Raw genomic sequence first — 684 nt, 5'->3', positions numbered from 1 at the left:
TCTATCGGTGGCATTAACTGATGAATAACATCTTATCGCAGGGAATGCCAACCGATCATCCTGCTTCTCCTGAGCCACAAGCGCTTCAGGGTGCAGGTATAGGTTTACGTTCTGCACACTATCAAACGATTCTGAATTCACGCCCTGATATCCCCTGGTTTGAAGCACTAAGCGACAATTATATGAGCGACGGTGGTCAGCCTCTTGATTACCTGGAGCAGGTTCGGGATTTATACCCGGTTACCTTTCATGGTGTCGGCATGTCTTTAGGCTCAACTGATCCCTTAGATCAATCCTACCTCAAACGCTTAAAGTCACTTATAGAACGCTTTCAACCAACGCTGGTGTCTGATCACTTGTGTTGGGCTTCTTTTGATGGCGTACATGGTAATGAACTATTTCCCATGCCTTATACCATGGAGGCAATTAAGCATATCGTCTCACGAATTGACCAAGTTCAGAATTATCTGGGACGTCGTATATTGGTCGAAAATGTTTCGAGCTATTTAAGTTTTACAGTTGATGCGATGGCAGAAGTGCAGTTTTTGTCCGAGGTCGCCGAGCAGGCTGACTGCGATATTTTATGTGATGTGAATAATATCTATGTCAGCGCAATGAACCACAAATTTGATCCGCAAGAATACATTCGGGCTTTGCCTGTAAAACGCATAAAAGAAATGCACT

Annotated in this window: 1 protein-coding gene; it reads left to right on the top strand. The window is 44.2% G+C overall.

All coding sequences use genetic code 11. The annotated features are described in order from the left end of the window. Positions 1-20: 20 nt before the first annotated feature. Positions 21-684, top strand: a 664-nt coding sequence (locus A3766_RS08920; RefSeq protein ID WP_068642104.1) for a DUF692 domain-containing protein, incomplete at its 3' end; no start/stop codon positions are given.

This window comes from Oleiphilus sp. HI0132, from assembly GCF_001635845.1.
The sequence above is the reverse complement of the archived record's forward strand: the minus strand, read 5'-3'. Positions and strand labels throughout refer to the sequence as shown.